At 59.9% G+C, this 16,370-nt stretch carries 13 protein-coding genes, 2 tRNA genes and 2 pseudogenes; 15 read left to right on the forward strand and 2 right to left on the reverse strand.

Going from position 1 to position 16,370, the window contains the following annotated elements; genetic code table 11:
* Window positions 1–6: 6 nt before the first annotated feature.
* The 8 genes and pseudogenes from hflX to PKE98_RS27015 form a co-directional block, all read left to right on the forward strand.
* On the forward strand, window positions 7–1,308 hold the full coding sequence (gene hflX / locus PKE98_RS03590; protein WP_271193883.1) for a ribosome rescue GTPase HflX: 1,302 nt from the start codon (window positions 7–9) through the stop codon (window positions 1,306–1,308).
* Window positions 1,309–1,404: 96 nt separating this feature from the next.
* The gene (gene hflK / locus PKE98_RS03595) at window positions 1,405–2,571 is read left to right on the forward strand and encodes an FtsH protease activity modulator HflK (RefSeq protein WP_271193884.1); all 1,167 of its coding nucleotides are present in this window, start codon (window positions 1,405–1,407) and stop codon (window positions 2,569–2,571) included.
* On the forward strand, window positions 2,571–3,440 hold the full coding sequence (gene hflC / locus PKE98_RS03600) for a protease modulator HflC (protein WP_271193885.1): 870 nt from the start codon (window positions 2,571–2,573) through the stop codon (window positions 3,438–3,440). Before hflK ends, hflC begins: the two co-directional genes overlap by 1 nt.
* A gap of 111 nt (window positions 3,441–3,551) precedes the next feature.
* The gene (locus tag PKE98_RS03605) at window positions 3,552–3,737 is read left to right on the forward strand and encodes a DUF2065 domain-containing protein (RefSeq protein ID WP_271193886.1); all 186 of its coding nucleotides are present in this window, start codon (window positions 3,552–3,554) and stop codon (window positions 3,735–3,737) included.
* Window positions 3,738–3,769: 32 nt separating this feature from the next.
* Complete coding sequence (locus tag PKE98_RS03610) at window positions 3,770–4,957, forward strand: ATP phosphoribosyltransferase regulatory subunit (RefSeq protein ID WP_271193887.1); 1,188 nt, start codon at window positions 3,770–3,772, stop codon at window positions 4,955–4,957.
* Window positions 4,958–5,007: 50 nt separating this feature from the next.
* Window positions 5,008–6,300 (forward strand): adenylosuccinate synthase, encoded by a 1,293-nt coding sequence (locus tag PKE98_RS03615; RefSeq protein WP_271193888.1) that lies wholly within the window; start codon window positions 5,008–5,010, stop codon window positions 6,298–6,300.
* Window positions 6,301–7,282: 982 nt separating this feature from the next.
* Window positions 7,283–7,495, forward strand: a pseudogene (locus tag PKE98_RS27010) (methyl-accepting chemotaxis protein); the annotation flags it as partial.
* A 390-nt stretch (window positions 7,496–7,885) separates the two neighbouring features.
* Window positions 7,886–8,401, forward strand: a pseudogene (locus PKE98_RS27015) (methyl-accepting chemotaxis protein); the annotation flags it as partial.
* A 143-nt stretch (window positions 8,402–8,544) separates the two neighbouring features.
* Here the strand turns inward: PKE98_RS27015 and PKE98_RS03625 are convergent.
* Window positions 8,545–8,631, reverse strand: a tRNA-Leu gene (locus PKE98_RS03625).
* 190 nt (window positions 8,632–8,821) lie between these two features.
* Window positions 8,822–8,908 (reverse strand) — tRNA-Leu (locus PKE98_RS03630).
* 210 nt (window positions 8,909–9,118) lie between these two features.
* Between PKE98_RS03630 and rnr the strand changes: the two genes are divergently transcribed.
* From rnr to dnaB, 7 genes are all read left to right on the forward strand, one after another.
* Window positions 9,119–11,683 (forward strand): ribonuclease R, encoded by a 2,565-nt coding sequence (rnr, locus tag PKE98_RS03635; protein WP_271193890.1) that lies wholly within the window; start codon window positions 9,119–9,121, stop codon window positions 11,681–11,683.
* Window positions 11,680–12,438, forward strand: coding sequence for a 23S rRNA (guanosine(2251)-2'-O)-methyltransferase RlmB (rlmB, locus tag PKE98_RS03640; protein ID WP_271193891.1), 759 nt, complete (start codon window positions 11,680–11,682; stop codon window positions 12,436–12,438). The genes rnr and rlmB overlap by 4 nt, the downstream gene beginning before the upstream one ends.
* A gap of 217 nt (window positions 12,439–12,655) precedes the next feature.
* Entirely contained in the window at window positions 12,656–13,081 is a 426-nt protein-coding gene (gene rpsF / locus PKE98_RS03645) for a 30S ribosomal protein S6 (RefSeq protein WP_108097886.1), read from the forward strand.
* 28 nt (window positions 13,082–13,109) lie between these two features.
* Complete coding sequence (rpsR, locus tag PKE98_RS03650; RefSeq protein ID WP_002551829.1) at window positions 13,110–13,340, forward strand: 30S ribosomal protein S18; 231 nt, start codon at window positions 13,110–13,112, stop codon at window positions 13,338–13,340.
* A gap of 36 nt (window positions 13,341–13,376) precedes the next feature.
* Complete coding sequence (locus PKE98_RS03655) at window positions 13,377–14,252, forward strand: hypothetical protein (protein ID WP_271193900.1); 876 nt, start codon at window positions 13,377–13,379, stop codon at window positions 14,250–14,252.
* 21 nt (window positions 14,253–14,273) lie between these two features.
* Window positions 14,274–14,720: a 50S ribosomal protein L9 gene (gene rplI / locus PKE98_RS03660; protein ID WP_108097884.1), complete on the forward strand. Its 447-nt coding sequence runs from the start codon at window positions 14,274–14,276 to the stop codon at window positions 14,718–14,720.
* A gap of 122 nt (window positions 14,721–14,842) precedes the next feature.
* Entirely contained in the window at window positions 14,843–16,240 is a 1,398-nt protein-coding gene (gene dnaB, locus PKE98_RS03665) for a replicative DNA helicase (protein WP_271193901.1), read from the forward strand.
* Window positions 16,241–16,370: the final 130 nt, after the last annotated feature.

Consider the following 16,370-nt stretch of genomic DNA (forward strand, 5'->3'; position numbering starts at 1 on the left):
TCTGCTTTGTTCTTCGAGCGTCATGAAGGTGGTGAGCGGGCCGTTCTGGTTCATCTGGAAGGCCAAGACACAGAGGCGCGAGAAGACCCGCAGGAGTTCCAAGAGCTCGCCAACTCGGCGGGCGCGGATACGGTGGCGTTCATTAACGTGCCACGTCATCGGCCGACCGCTAAATTTCTGATTGGCAGTGGCAAGGTCGAAGAGTTACGCGACCTGGTCAAGGCCGAACAGATTGATCTGGTTATCTTCAACCACATCCTTACCCCGAGTCAGGAACGTAACCTTGAGCGTGTGTTCGAGTGTCGCGTGCTCGACCGTACCGGGTTGATTCTGGATATTTTTGCTCAGCGTGCCCGTACCCACGAGGGTAAGTTGCAGGTTGAGCTGGCGCAGCTCGATCACCTGAGCACGCGACTGGTGCGCGGCTGGACTCACTTGGAACGGCAGAAGGGCGGTATCGGTCTGCGTGGCCCGGGTGAAACCCAGCTGGAAACCGACCGCCGTTTGTTGCGGGTACGTATCGGTCAGATCAAGCAGAAGCTCGAACGTGTACGTAGCCAGCGTGAGCAGGCCCGGCGCGGTCGCAAGCGCGCTGATATTCCGTCCGTTTCGCTGGTTGGCTATACCAACGCCGGTAAATCCACACTGTTCAACGCCGTTACCCAGTCTGAGGTGTACGCGGCGGATCAACTGTTCGCCACCCTCGACCCGACGTTGCGCCGCCTGGAGCTGGATGATCTCGGCCCTATCGTGCTGGCCGATACCGTGGGTTTCATTCGACATCTGCCGCACAAGCTGGTCGAAGCCTTTCGCGCTACGCTGGAGGAGTCGAGCAATTCCGACTTGCTACTGCATGTGATCGACTCCCACGAGCCGGATCGTCAGGAGCAGATCGAGCAGGTGCTGGCAGTGCTGACGGAAATCGGCGCCGATGAGCTGCCGATTCTTGAGGTGTACAACAAGCTGGATCTGCTTGAAGGCGTCGAGCCACAGATTCAGCGTGATGACGCCGGGCGCCCGCAACGAGTGTGGCTGTCGGCCCGTGATGGGCGTGGCCTGGACTTGCTGGAGCAGGCCGTTGCCGAACTCTTGGGTAACGATCTGTTTGTGGGTACGTTGTGTCTGCCGCAAAAGTTGGGCCGCTTGCGTGCACAGTTTTTTGCCTTGGGTGTGGTGCAAACCGAAGCGCATGATGAGCAAGGCGCCAGCCTGTTGGCTGTGCGGGTTCCGCGTGTGGAATTGAACCGGTTGATCAGCCGTGAAGGTTGGCAGCCGTCAGAATTTCTAGAGCAACACACTTTGCAATAAAGCCTGCGACTGTGGCTTTGCTGCTGTTGGGTGGCATCTGTAGCATTGGCGGGCGCGCCGTGGGCGCGTCTTTGCTTTATCAGTATGGAGAGCGCTATGGCTTGGAATGAGCCGGGTGGCAACTCGAATAATCAAGACCCTTGGGGTGGACGCAAGGGCGGCGGTGACCGCAAAGGTCCGCCAGATCTCGACGAAGCCTTCCGCAAGCTGCAGGAGAGCCTTAACGGGTTGTTCGGTGGCAGTAAAAAACGTGACAGTGACGGCGGCTCCAACAGCGGCAGTGGCGGTGGCTTTGGCCTGATCGCTATCGTGGTGGCCGTGCTGGCGGCTATCTGGCTGTACAGCGCCATTTATGTCGTGGACGAGCAGGAGCAAGCCGTCGTGCTGCGCTTCGGCAAGTACTACGAAACTGTCGGCCCAGGCCTCAACATCTATTTCCCTCCGATGGATCGTAAGTACCAGGAGAACGTCACCCGCGAGCGTGCTTATAGCAAGCAAGGGCAGATGCTCACCGAGGATGAGAACATCATCGAAGTGCCGCTGACTGTTCAATACAAGATCAGCAATCTGCAGGATTTCGTACTTAACGTAGACCAGCCGGAAGTGAGCCTGCAGCAGGCCACCGACAGCTCGGTGCGCCATGTCGTGGGTTCCACTGCCATGGACCAGGTGCTGACCGAAGGCCGTGAGTTGATGGCCAGCGAAGTCAAAGAGCGCCTGCAGCGTTTTATGGACAACTACAAAACCGGCATCACCGTCACCCAGGTGAACCTGCAGAGCGCTGCCGCGCCGCGTGAAGTTCAGGAAGCCTTTGATGACGTGATCCGTGCGCGTGAAGACGAGCAGCGTGAGAAGAACCTGGCCGAGTCCTATGCCAACGGCGTGGTGCCGGAGGCGCGTGGTCAGGCTCAGCGTCTGATCGAAGATGCCAGCGGTTATCGTGACGAAGTGGTATCGCGGGCAACTGGTGAAGCGGATCGTTTCACCAAGCTGGTCGCCGAGTACCGCAAGGCGCCTGAAGTGACTCGCGAGCGTCTGTACCTCGACACCATGCAAGAGCTGATGAGCAATACCAGCAAAGTGTTGGTGACAGGCGAGAAAGGGCAGAACAACCTGCTTTATCTGCCGCTCGACAAAATGATCGACAGCCGCGGTGCCGCGCCGGCGCCAAGCGCTTCAAGCAATGCCGCTGCTGCTGATTTGGGCGCACGGGTGAATGCTGATTTGCAACAGCGTGATCTGCGGACAAGGGAGACTCGCTGATGAGCAATAAATCACTGGCCGCCCTTATTGTCGGCATCGTTGTGTTGCTGGTTGGCTGGAACTGCTTCTACATCGTTTCGCAAACCGAGCGCGCGGTAATGCTGCGTTTCGGTCGCATTGTGCAAACCGATGTGGCGCCTGGCCTGCATGTGAAGGTTCCGTACGTGAACCAGGTGCGCAAGTTTGATGCGCGCTTGATGACCCTCGACTCCTCCACCTCGCGTTTCCTCACCCTGGAAAAGAAAGCATTGATGGTAGATGCCTATGCCAAGTGGCGAGTGCTGGACGCTGAGCGTTACTACACCGCCACCTCGGGCATGAAGCAGATTGCTGACGAGCGTTTGTCGCGTCGCCTCGAAGCTTCCTTGCGTGACCAGTTCGGTAAACGCACGTTGCACGAGTCGGTTTCCGGCGAGCGTGATGCGTTGATGGCTGATGTAACGGCCTCGTTGAACAAGGCGGCGCAGAAAGAGCTCGGCATTGAAGTGGTAGACGTTCGCGTCAAAGCCATCGACCTGCCGAAGGAAGTAAACCGCAGCGTGTTCGATCGCATGAGTTCCGAGCGTGAGCGTGAGGCTCGTGAGCATCGCGCCAAAGGTAAGGAACTGGCTGAAGGTATTCGTGCAGACGCCGACCGGCAGAAGCGCGTGATCCTGGCGGAAGCCTATCGCGAAGCGGAAGAAGCTCGCGGTGATGGCGATGCGAAAGCCTCGGCCATCTACGCCAAGGCCTACGGTGAGGACCAGGAGTTTTACGGTTTCTATCGCAGCCTGCGTGCTTATCGCGAAAGCTTTGCGGACAAGCGTGACGTCTTGGTGCTGGATCCCAGCAGCGACTTTTTCCGTTACCTGGAAAAGTCCAAGCCTTGATAGAGGTCGCTTCCGACGGACGCTGGTCGTCCGTCGGGGTGACCGATCAGGCAAAGGTTGTTATGATGCATCAGCCGGGAAATTCCCGGCTTTTTTGCGTCTGTGGGAACCATGTGGCAGGAACTCGGCATCGCGTTGTGTTTAGTGCTGGTGCTGGAAGGCATCCTGCCGTTCCTATATCCACGAGGTTGGCGTGAGGCATTCATGCAGCTTTTGCAGCTGTCTGATGGTCACTTACGCCTAATCGGGCTTGCCAGCATGCTGCTGGGAACAGTCCTCCTTTACTGGCTTCATTAATGGCTGCCGCCCGCAACGAGGGGAATGGCGAAATGGCAACGGTAGACCGCTGGCTGCTGCCAGATGGCATCGAGGAAGTACTGCCGCCGGAAGCGGCGCGCATCGAGGCGGCGCGCCGTCAGGTACTGGATCTGTTCCAGCGCTGGGGCTATGAGTTCGTCGTCACTCCACACATTGAATACCTGGAATCGTTGCTTACCGGCGCGGGCCAGGATCTGGATCTGCGCACCTTCAAGGTTATTGATCCGCAAACCGGCCGGCAGATGGGCTTTCGCGCCGACATCACGCCGCAAGTGGCGCGCATCGATGCGCACACTTTGCGTCGTGAAGGGCCCAACCGTCTGTGCTACGCCGGCAGCGTCCTGCACGCCCAGCCTCGTGCCCTGACCACCTCGCGCAGCCCGATTCAACTGGGCGCCGAGTTGTACGGTGACGCCAGTCCGGCCAGCGACGTTGAAGTCATCAGCCTGTTGCTGGAAATGCTTGAACTGGCCGCCGTGCCGGACGTGCACATCGATCTGGGCCATGTCGGCATCTACCGCGGCCTGGCGCGTGCCGCTGGCCTTTCCGGTGAAGTGGAGCAGCAATTGTTCGATGCGCTGCAACGCAAGGCGGTCGACGAAGTCGCTGCTCTGACCGAAAGCGTCCCGGCCGAGCTGCAGAAAATGCTCCGCGCCCTCGCTGAGCTCTGCGGCGAGCGCGAAGTGCTGGATCTGGCGCAAGCCTGTCTGGTCGAAGCGCCGGAAGACGTGCACCTGGCGCTCGATGAGTTGATCGCCATCGCCGACACCCTGGAGCGTCGTTACCCCGAAGTGCCGTTGTACTTCGACCTGGGTGAGCTGCGCGGCTACCACTATCACACCGGTGTGGTGTTCGCGGCGTTTGTGCCGGGCGTTGGTCAGTCCATCGCTCAAGGCGGCCGCTATGATGATATTGGTGCTGACTTTGGTCGGGCGCGCCCGGCTACCGGTTTTTCTACCGACCTCAAAACCCTGGTGACATTGGGCGCTATGCAGCTCGATGAACCTGAGGCCGGGGTCTGGGCGCCGGACAATCACGATTTGTACCTATGGAAGGCAGTTCGCCAGTTGCGCGGGCAAAACACGCGTGTTGTGCAGGCACTGCCGGGCCAGGATGTTTCTGCCGCGCATGAAGCCGGGTGTGATCGCCAGTTGGTGCTCAATGACGGGCGCTGGCAGGTTGTGCCATTGGCTGTTTAAAGGTTTCCGCTGGCACCTGCCGGCATCAAGCTTCGAAGAGGACAAGTGTTATGGGTAAGAATGTCGTAGTCCTGGGCACCCAATGGGGTGATGAGGGCAAAGGCAAGATCGTTGATCTGCTGACTGAACACGCTGCCGCGGTAGTGCGCTACCAGGGCGGTCACAACGCAGGTCATACCCTGGTGATCGACGGTGAGAAAACCGTGCTGCACCTGATTCCGTCCGGCGTGCTGCGCGAAGGCGTGCAGTGCCTGATCGGTAACGGTGTGGTGGTGGCGCCGGATGCCTTGATGCGCGAAATCATCAAGCTGGAAGAGAAGGGCGTTCCAGTGCGCGAGCGCCTGCGCATCAGCCCGGCTTGTCCGCTGATCCTCTCCTACCATGTGGCATTGGACCAGGCTCGTGAGCGCGCTCGCGGCGAAGCCAAGATCGGCACTACCGGTCGCGGTATCGGCCCGGCGTACGAAGACAAAGTGGCCCGTCGTGGCCTGCGCATCGGTGACTTGTTCCACCGCGAGCGTTTCGCCGCCAAGCTTGGCGAGCTGCTGGACTACCACAACTTCGTGCTGGTCAATTACTACAAAGAGCCGGCCATCGACTTCCAGAAAACCCTGGATGAGTGCATGGAGTACGCCGAGCTGCTGAAGCCGATGATGGCTGACGTCACCTCCGTGCTGCACGACCTGCGTCGCGATGGCAAAGACATCATGTTCGAAGGCGCGCAGGGTTCCCTGCTCGACATCGACCACGGCACCTACCCCTACGTCACCAGCTCCAACACCACCGCCGGCGGTATCGCCACCGGTTCGGGGTTTGGCCCGATGTACCTGGATTACATCCTCGGTATCACCAAGGCTTACACCACGCGCGTGGGTTCGGGCCCGTTCCCGACTGAGCTGTTCGACGACGTCGGCGCGTTCCTGGCCAAGCGTGGCCACGAGTTCGGTGCGACCACTGGCCGTGCCCGTCGTTGCGGCTGGTTTGACGCCGTCATTCTGCGTCGCGCCATCGAAATCAACAGCATCTCGGGCCTGTGCCTGACCAAGCTGGACGTGCTCGACGGTCTGGAAACCATCCGTATCTGCGTGGGCTACAAGAACGAAAACGGCGCCGTCATCGACGCACCGACCGACGCCGACAGCTACCTCGGCCTGGAGCCGGTGTACGAAGAAGTCCCAGGCTGGAGCGAGTCGACTTTGGGTGCCAAAACCCTGGACGAATTGCCGGCCAATGCCCGTGCATACATCAAGCGTGTGGAAGAGTTGGTCGGCGCGCCGATCGATATCATCTCCACCGGCCCGGACCGCAACGAAACCATCGTGTTGCGTCACCCGTTCGCCTAACGGCATATGCCGCCGCCGTCAGGGCGGCTGCACACGACAAGGGGTCGCCATGGGCGGCCCTTTTTCGTTTCTGAATGTCTGGCCAGGAGTGGCGGCATGGCCCTTGCTGTGCTCAAGTTATCCCAGCGGTTGCCGTCACACAGTTGACGGGTATTGGAGGTTTGTCGTGTCTGCCATCGTTTCTCTCTTGCGTAGCCGCCTGCTGCGCCCGGTATTCATTGCTCTTGGAATTGCACTGCTGGTGCAGGTCCTGGTGGCTGTTGCACTAACTCGGAGCACGGTCGGTGCGTTGGAGGTCGATCTGGGCGCGCGCCTGGGGTCCGACACCCAGCGCCTGGAGTCCGAGTTGCAGGAGGCCAGCCGCGAGCTTTCCTCCGGCCTGGGCACGTTATCCACCCGCACGCGAGAGCGCCTGGCGGCCGGCTTGTCCACACGCCTGAAGGAAGAGCAAACTCAGATCCGCGCCACCCTTGAGCAAAACCTCAAGGATTCGGCCAACGATATGGCGCAGTTGCTCGCAGCGGTTGCACCGCGGGCCATGTGGGATAACGACGGCCCGGCATTGTCCGAATTCGCCCGCCGTGCCCAACGTAACCCCAACGTGTTGTTTGTTGTGTACGACGATGCACAAGGCCAGCACCTGACCCGCTACCTCAACCGGGAAAACCCGCTGATCAAGGCGCTGATGGAAAAGGGCGAGGGCGAGCGAGCGCTGGATAAAGTGCTGAGCGCCGCGCGCAACGATAAATCGGTGTACATGATTGAAGCGTCCATCAGCCCCAATGGCGTGGAAATCGGCAAGGTGCTGATGGGCGTTTCCACGGCTTCCGTCGAGCAGCAGTTGGAGGCATTGGATAAACGCTTTACCGCCCTGATAGCCAGTGGTGACCAACTGGTGGCTGACAGTCTGTCGGGCGCCTCAACTGAAAGCACTGCCGCGCTGACGGCGCGCTTGAAGGCTGCGCAGACCGAAACCGCCGGCATGGCCGATGGAGCGCGTGCGTCGGTGCAGGAATCGGCTGCCACGCTGAAGTGGCGTATCGGCTTGAGTCTGGTGCTGGTCGGTCTGGGCGTATTGCTCACGCTCGCGGTGGTGCTGGGTCAGCGTGTGGTCAACAAGCTGCATTTGCAGATCGCTGCGCTCAATGATCTGGCGGCGGGCGAGGGTGATCTGACTCGCCGCATCGAAGTCACCAGTCGCGATGAAATCGGCGATATGGCCATCGCCGTAAACCGCTTTGTCGAAAAGCTGCAGCCCATTGTTCGTGAAGCGGGTGAAGTGGCGGTCAGCACCGGGGTTGAAATCAAAGGGCTGGCGACTCGTAGCGTGGCGGCTGAGGCCGCGGCAGAGCGTCAGCGTGACGAAGTGGCTGGTAGCCTGGAAGCGTTGGCTGTGATGGCGGGCGATGCGCAAGCGGAAAGCCGCGCCATGCAGGCGGCGTTGCAGCGCGTGGTGTCGATTCGTCAGGACGCCAATGAAAACGCCGTGATCGCCACCAAGGTTGGCGGCTTGATTGAGGAGCTGGTGTCGCGCGTGGACGCCGGTTCTGCGGTGATCGAGCGTCTGGCGCGCCAGAGCGAGCAGATCGAAATGGTGTTGACCGTAATTCATGGCATTGCCGAGCAGACCAACTTGCTGGCGCTTAACGCGGCCATCGAGGCAGCGCGTGCCGGCGAGACCGGTCGCGGTTTTGCCGTGGTGGCCGACGAGGTGCGGGCGCTGGCGAGCAAGACTCAGCAGTCCACTGGCGATATTCAGTCGCATATCACTGCGCTGCAGCAGGGTGCGAAGGAGGCAGTGTCGGTGATCGGCCGTGCCGGCCAGCAGGCAAACGAAGGGTTGGCGGCATTGCGCGATAGCGAGCGTTTACAGTTGTCGGTGCAGGCTGCAGTGGATGATGTGCATGCGGCCATCAAGGCGGCCACTCAGGCGGCGGCGCATCAGGCTGAAGGCGCAGACGCGGTGCGTGGTCGCGTTGAGGTGATTCACGCCGAGGCGCAGCGTGCGGCCGAGGCGGGTGCGGCGACAGCGGCCAGTGGGCGTGTGTTGGATGGCTTGGCGTCGCGTTTGAAGTCGAGCCTTGGCCAGTTCCGCGTGTAGAGCGAATATACGCACCGCGATATCCGCCGTTTCGCCTAGTGCGCGGCGGCAGATATCCGCAGGGCGGCTCAAACCACAGGCACAAAAAAACCGGCCTGAGCCGGTCTCTTTGTTGCCGAGGTTGGTAGTGCCTCGGTCTGAATTGGTGCCCAGGAGAAGACTCGAACTTCCACGATGTTGCCATCGCTAGGACCTGAACCTAGTGCGTCTACCAATTCCGCCACCTGGGCGTTGATTTCGCTGACTGCTCGGCTACTTTCAACTACAACAACATTGCTGTCGTTGTGGGCGCGAAATATACGGACCAGGCGCAGGCTTGTAAACCCCTGAATTTAAACGACTTACCGATACGAAAGGCACAAAAAAACCGGCCTAAGCCGGTCTTTTTGTTGCTGAGGTTGGTAGAACCTCAGTCTAAATTGGTGCCCAGGAGAAGACTCGAACTTCCACGATGTTGCCATCGCTAGGACCTGAACCTAGTGCGTCTACCAATTCCGCCACCTGGGCGTTGAGTTCGCTGATTGCTCAACTACTTTCAACTACAACAACGTTTGCCGTCGTTGTGGGCGCGAAATATACGGATCGACTTTGAGGTTGTAAACCCCTGGTGTGAAAAAAAACTTTATTCGTTCACGTGAGCAGACCAAGATAGCGTTTTCGCGCTTCAATAGGCGCATGACACTTACTTCTCTATATAGATAAGGCGAACCCTCTCTAATGGCCGATTGGCAATCCCTCGATCCCGAGGCCGCTCGTGAAGCGGAAAAATACGAAAACCCTATCCCAAGTCGTGAGCTGATTCTTCAGCATCTGGCTGATCGCGGTTCGCCGGCCAACCGCGAGCAGTTGGTGGAAGAGTTCGGTCTCACCACTGAAGAACAACTGGAAGCCTTGCGTCGTCGCCTTCGTGCGATGGAGCGCGATGGCCAGTTGATCTATACCCGCCGTGGCACCTACGCGCCGGTCGATAAGCTCGACTTGATCCTCGGGCGCATCAGCGGTCACCGTGATGGCTTCGGCTTCCTGATTCCGGATGACAAGAGCGACGACCTGTTTCTGAGCCCCGCGCAGATGCGTCTGGTGTTCGATGGCGACCGTGCCCTGGCGCGTGTTACCGGGCTGGACCGTCGTGGTCGCCGTGAAGGTGCAGTAGTTGAAGTGATTTCCCGCGCCCACGAAAGCATCGTCGGTCGTTACTACGAAGAAAGCGGCATTGGCTTTGTAGTTGCCGATAACCCGAAGATCCAGCAAGAAGTGCTGGTTACCCCGGGCCGCAACGCCAACGCCAAGCAAGGTCAGTTCGTCGAGGTGAAAATCACCCACTGGCCAACCCCGCGCTTCCAGCCGCAGGGCGACGTCGTTGAAGTGGTCGGCAACTATATGGCGCCGGGCATGGAAATCGACGTGGCGCTGCGCAGCTACGACATTCCTCACGTCTGGCCGGAGGCCGTGCTCAAAGAAGCCGCCAAGCTCAAGCCCGAAGTGGAAGAAAAAGACAAAGAGAAGCGCATCGACCTGCGCCATCTGCCGTTCGTCACTATCGACGGCGAAGACGCGCGCGACTTCGACGATGCGGTGTTCTGCGAAAAGAACGGCAGCAAGTGGGGCCTGTTCTCCGGCGGCTGGAAGCTGTATGTCGCCATCGCCGACGTTTCTTCGTACGTGAAAATCGGCTCGGCCCTGGACGACGAATCGCAAGTGCGCGGCAACTCGGTGTACTTCCCCGAGCGCGTAGTGCCGATGTTGCCGGAAGAACTGTCCAACGGCCTGTGCTCGCTCAATCCGCACGTGGACCGTCTGGCCATGGTCTGCGAGATGAGCATCTCCAAAACCGGCAAGATGACCGACTACCAGTTCTACGAAGCAGTCATTCACTCCCACGCGCGCCTGACCTACAACAAAGTCAGCACCATCCTCGAGCAGCCCAAGAGCACCGAGGCGAAAGCCCTGCGCACTGAATACGCCGACGTGGTGCCGCACCTCAAGCAGCTGTACTCGCTGTATCAGGTGCTGCTGGCGGCCCGTCATGAGCGTGGCGCCATCGACTTCGAAACCCAGGAAACCCGCATTATCTTCGGCTCGGGCCGCAAGATTGCCGAAATCCGTCCGACCACCCGCAACGACGCCCACAAGCTGATCGAGGAATGCATGCTGGCCGCCAACGTGGCCACCGCCGAATTCCTCAAGAAGCACGAGATTCCAGCTCTGTACCGCGTGCATGATGGTCCGCCGCCGGAGCGCCTGGAAAAACTCAAGGCCTTCCTTGGCGAGCTGGGGCTGTCGCTGCAGCGTGGCAAGTCCAAGGAGGGTCCGTCGCCCAAGGACTACCAGGCGCTGCTGGAAAATATTCGCGAGCGCCCGGATTACCACCTGATCCAGACCGTGATGCTGCGTTCGCTGAGCCAGGCGGTGTACAGCGCCGACAACCAGGGCCACTTCGGCCTGAATTACGAGGCGTACACCCACTTTACCTCGCCTATCCGTCGTTACCCAGACCTGTTGACCCACCGCGCCATTCGCAGCGTAATCCGCTCGAAGATGGATACGCCGCACGTCAAACGTGCTGGCGCGATGATGATTCCGAAGGCGCGCATCTACCCGTACGACGAGGCAGCGCTGGAGCAATTGGGCGAGCAGTGCTCGATGTCCGAGCGCCGTGCCGACGAGGCCACTCGTGATGTTGTGAACTGGCTCAAGTGCGAGTTTATGAAAGACCGCGTGGGCGAAAGCTTCCCTGGCGTGATCACGGCCGTGACCGGTTTTGGTCTGTTCGTCGAGCTTAAAGACATCTACGTCGAAGGCCTGGTGCACGTCACCGCCTTGCCGGGTGACTACTACCACTTCGACCCGGTTCACCACCGTTTGGCTGGCGAGCGCACCGGGCGCAGCTTCCGCCTGGGCGACAGCATCGACGTCAAAGTCATGCGTGTGGACCTGGACGAACGTAAAATCGACTTCGAGCTGGCGCAAGCCACCATCGACGCGCCGATTGGCCGTAAAGGCCGTGCGTCCACCTCGGCTACCAAAGGCGGCGCCCGCGAGCGTGCGGAAAAAGCCAATGCCGCTGGCGGCCGCGCGCCGGCAGCCACGGGCAGCGCCGACGTCAAACGCAGCCGCGAAGTGAAAAGCGCGCTGCTCGCCGAAGCGAAAAGCAAAGGCAAGGCCAGTACGGCGAGCAAAGCCGGCAAGCCCAGCAGTCACCGCAAGGGCCCGGCGAAAGCTGCCCCTGCGGCAGCACCGAGCAGAAGCGGCGGGGCGCGCAAGCCAAAGGGTAAAGCATGAGTCAGTTGGAAAAGATCTACGGCGTGCATGCCGTAGAAGCGTTGTTGCGTCATCACCCCAAGCGGGTAAAGCAGATCTGGCTGGCTGAAGGCCGTAACGATCCGCGCGTACAAGTGTTGCTGGAGTTGGCTGCGCAGTCGCGCGTTGCCGTTGGCCAGGCCGAGCGTCGTGAGATGGACGCCTGGGTTGAAGGCGTGCACCAGGGCGTAGTGGCAGAGGTCAGCCCCAGCCAGGTGTGGGGCGAGGCGATGCTCGACGAGCTGCTCGACCGTTCCGAAGGTCATCCGCTGCTGCTGGTGCTCGACGGGGTAACCGATCCGCACAACCTCGGCGCCTGCCTACGTACCGCCGATGCGGCGGGTGCCTTGGCGGTGATCGTGCCCAAGGACAAGTCCGCCACCCTCAACCCGACTGTGCGCAAAGTAGCGTGCGGTGCGGCAGAAGTGATTCCGCTGGTGGCCGTGACCAACCTGGCGCGCACCCTGGAAAAACTTCAGCAGCGCGGCCTGTGGGTTGTAGGCACCGCCGGTGAGGCTGAGCAGGAACTGTACGAGCAGGACCTGACCGGCCCCACCATTCTGATCATGGGCGCCGAAGGCAAAGGCATGCGTCGCCTGACGCGCGAGCACTGCGACTACCTGGTGCGCCTGCCCATGGCCGGTAGCGTCAGCAGCCTCAACGTATCGGTAGCCACCGGCGTGTGCCTGTTCGAAGCGCTGCGCCAGCGCAGTGTGAAAGCCAAGGCCGGGAAATAGCCCACGCGGTTTGCATACGGGAAGGGCGCGCAACGCGCCTTTTCCGATTGTTCAAATAATCACCAATTGCCTTGCGCCCCCCAGCCCCCTTCTCTACAATTGCGCCCCTTGCCGTGACGGCAGGCGTTTTCGTGCGCTGATGTCCGGTGAGCTAACAGTGTCATTCACTCCTTGTCTGACCGCCTACGCGGCAGGCTACAACCCGTAAGGAGCATTTATGCGTCATTACGAAATCATCTTTCTGGTTCACCCGGACCAGAGCGAGCAAGTCGGCGGCATGGTTGAGCGTTACACCAAGCTGATCGAAGAAGACGGCGGCAAAATTCACCGCCTGGAAGACTGGGGCCGTCGTCAATTGGCCTATGCAATCAACAATGTTCACAAGGCTCACTACGTGATGCTGAACGTTGAGTGCACCGGCAAAGCCCTGGCTGAGCTGGAAGACAACTTCCGTTACAACGATGCCGTGATCCGTAACCTGGTCATCCGTCGCGACGAAGCCGTAACTGGCCAGTCCGAGATGCTCAAGGCTGAAGAAAACCGCAGCGAGCGCCGCGAGCGTCGTGACCGTCCTGAAGCCGATTCCATCGATGGCGACAGCGATGACAGCGACAACAGCGACAGCGATAACGCTGACGAGTAATCCACGGATCTATTGAGGAGCCAATCTCATGGCACGTTTCTTCCGTCGTCGTAAATTCTGCCGTTTCACCGCTGAAGACGTGAAGGAGATCGATTACAAAGATCTCAACACCCTGAAAGCCTACGTTTCTGAAACCGGCAAAATCGTTCCAAGCCGTATCACCGGTACCAAGGCTCGTTATCAGCGTCAGCTGGCTACCGCTATCAAGCGCGCCCGCTTCCTGGCCCTGCTCGCCTACACCGACAGCCACGGCCGCTGAGACCGGAAGGTCGAAACGCAGTAAGGAATAAATCGTATGCGCGCCATTGCTGAATTCATCATGCGTGGTCGCATGCAGGCCACTCTCGTAGTGGTAGGTAGCGCGGCATTGCCGCTGTTGATTTGGTTGAGCGCTGCCGCAGCAGCTTTGATTTTGTTGCGGCGCGGTGCAGCCGACGCATTTAGCGTATGGGTTTGGGCGTTGTTGCCCGCTGCGGTGTGGTGGTATGTCGGCGAGCCGACGACCCTTATGCTCGTGGCAGGCACGCTGGTGTTGGCGCAGGTGTTACGCGTCACCGCTTCCTGGACCTGGGTGTTGCTGGCCAGTGTGGTGTTGGGTGCGTTGTTTGTGCAGGTGATCGAGGCGGTCTCGGCAGACATGCTGAAGGGAATGGCGGAGTTTCTCCGCGCAGTCTTCTCGCAGTATGCCGCCGAAGCGAAGATCCCAGCCGAACAGCTCGCTGATGTGCAAGCTTCGCTTATTGCGGCCTTGCCCGGGTTTTTAGCCTCCTCATTGCAGTTGATGTGTGTGCTTTGCCTGGTGCTTGCCCGTTATTGGCAAGCGGCGTTGTACAACCCTGGCGGCTTCGGCCTGGAGTTTCGGGCAATACGTTTGAAGCCCGCTGTGGCGGTGGCTCTGTTGCTTGGTGTGTTGTTTGCGCCAGCGCTGGGCGACAGTTTCGCGGTGTTGGCTCCGCTGTGTACGGTGCCGCTGTTTTTCGCAGGTCTGGCCCTGGGCCATGGCCTGATTGAAATGAAGCGGCTCAGCACCTTCTGGGTGATGGCGCTGTACATGGCTGTGCTGATAATCGGCAACCTGATTTGTATCCTGGCTGTGGTCGACAGTCTGATTGATTTTCGCGGACGCCTGGCGCGCCACAAGGGCGCTGGTCCTGCGAACGGTGAAGGTTAAAAGTTAAGAGGTAAGACCCAAATGGAAGTCATCCTGCTGGAAAAAATCGCCAATCTGGGCAACCTGGGCGACAAAGTGAACGTTAAGGCTGGTTACGGCCGTAACTTCCTGCTGCCGCAAGGCAAAGCCACTGCCGCTACCGCTGCGAACGTTGCTGCGTTCGAAGAGCGTCGTGCAGAGCTGGAAAAACTGGCTGCCGAGAAGAAAGCTTCGGCTGAAGCTCGTGCTGCTCAACTGGCTGAGCTGGAAGTGACCATCACTGCCACCGCTGGTGATGAAGGCAAGCTGTTCGGTTCCATCGGTACTCACGACATCGCTGACGCTCTGACCGCCTCCGGCGTTGAAGTGGCCAAAGCTGAAGTGCGTCTGCCGAACGGTACCATCCGTCACGTGGGCGAATTCGACGTAGCGGTGCACCTGCACTCCGACGTTGAAGCTACCGTCCGTGTTGTCGTGGTAGCTGCTTAAGCAACACCAATCGTCTGGCACCCCGTGTGCGAGCGGTTTAACATCGGGCACGATTTGCGTAAGCAGATCGTGCCCTTTGTCTTTCTGTATTCCCTGTTTTGCACTCCTGATTCCATGTGGCCATGAACGATATTTCCGATCCCGAACAGTTCGACCTGCAAACCGCCGCGCTAAAAGTCCCGCCCCATTCCATCGAGGCCGAACAGGCCGTGCTCGGTGGTCTGATGCTCGACAACAACGCCTGGGAGCGGGTGCTGGACCAGGTGTCGGACGGCGACTTCTATCGCCATGACCACCGCTTGATCTTCCGCGCCATCGCCAAGCTAGCCGACCACAACTCCCCGTTCGACGTGGTGACCTTGTCCGAGCAGCTCGACAAGGAAGGCCAGACCTCGCAAACCGGCGGCCTGGCCTACCTCGGGGAACTGGCGAAGAACACCCCGTCGGTGGCCAACATCAAGGCCTATGCGCAGATCGTGCGCGAGCGCGCCACCTTGCGACAGCTGATCGGCATCAGCAGCGAAATCGCCGACAGCGCTTTCAACCCGCAAGGGCGCCAAGCCTCAGAGATTCTCGACGAAGCCGAACGGCAGATCTTCCAGATCGCCGAAGCGCGGCCCAAAACCGGTGGCCCGGTAGGCGTGAATGCGCTGCTGACCAAAGCCATCGACCGTATCGACGAGCTGTTCAACACCGGCGAAGGCATCACCGGGCTCTCCACCGGTTTCACTGACCTCGACGACAAGACCAGCGGCCTGCAGCCCTCCGACCTGATCATTGTTGCCGGTCGTCCGTCGATGGGTAAAACCACCTTCGCCATGAACCTGGTGGAGAACGCCGTGCTGCGCAGCGACAAGGTGATTCTGGTGTACTCGCTGGAGATGCCAGGCGAATCGCTGATGATGCGTATGCTGTCGTCCCTCGGCCGTATCGACCAGACCAAGGTGCGTTCCGGTCAGCTCGATGACGACGACTGGCCGCGCCTGACCTCGGCGGTCAACCTGCTTAACGACCGCAAGCTGTTTATCGACGACACTGCCGGTATCAGCCCCTCGGAAATGCGTGCGCGTACTCGCCGTCTGGTGCGTGAGCACGGTGAAGTCGGTCTGATCATGATCGACTACCTGCAGCTGATGCAGATCCCTGGTTCCAGCGGTGACAACCGCACCAACGAGATTTCCGAAATCTCCCGGTCCCTGAAAGCCCTGGCCAAGGAATTCAACTGCCCGGTAGTGGCGCTGTCGCAGCTCAACCGCTCCCTCGAACAACGTCCCAACAAGCGTCCGGTGAACTCCGACTTGCGTGAATCGGGCGCCATTGAGCAGGACGCCGACGTGATCATGTTCGTGTACCGCGACGAGGTGTACCACCCCGAGACCGAACACAAAGGCGTAGCCGAGATCATTATCGGTAAGCAGCGGAACGGTCCGATCGGTTTTATTCGATTGGCGTTTTTGGGTAAGTACACAAGGTTCGAGAACCTGGCGCCTGGCAGCTATAACTTCGACGACGACGAGTAATTTCGACCCAGATCAGCCGGATCGCCGTCTATGCTGCGTCGCGCGGTGCTCGTGATCCTCATGGGCTCGAGCCCATTGCGGTCCCTGCGCTCCGGGCTTCTTGCCTAGACGGCGCTCCGACCGATCTGGC

This window comes from Pseudomonas turukhanskensis, from assembly GCF_027922365.1.
In the GTDB taxonomy this organism is placed as follows: domain Bacteria; phylum Pseudomonadota; class Gammaproteobacteria; order Pseudomonadales; family Pseudomonadaceae; genus Aquipseudomonas; species Aquipseudomonas turukhanskensis.